Annotated in this window: 1 protein-coding gene; it reads right to left on the bottom strand. The window is 56.6% G+C overall.

The window, feature by feature from the left end; genetic code table 11:
* Nucleotides 1-242: transposase (locus ACYQ2W_RS26915; protein ID WP_459874229.1), on the bottom strand; the 242-nt coding region annotated here is incomplete at both ends.

Raw genomic sequence — 242 nt, 5'->3', positions numbered from 1 at the left:
GTCTCGAAGAATCCGCTCAGCGAGTCGGCATTCTTCCCTTTTGCCGTCCAAACAACGCGGCGCTTTACGTGGTCCACAATGATCGTGATGTAGCGGTGGTTCTTACGGTAGCTGAACTCATCGATCCCGATGGAGCGTAGTCCGTTCAACCGCTCAGGACTCAGCCGTTGCTCTACGATACGATCAACAATCCGCCCGACACTTCGCCAGGAGATGCCCAGCAGGCGGGTGACCGCGGTTTT

The organism is Endothiovibrio diazotrophicus (assembly GCF_054657215.1).
The sequence above is the reverse complement of the archived record's forward strand: the minus strand, read 5'-3'. Positions and strand labels throughout refer to the sequence as shown.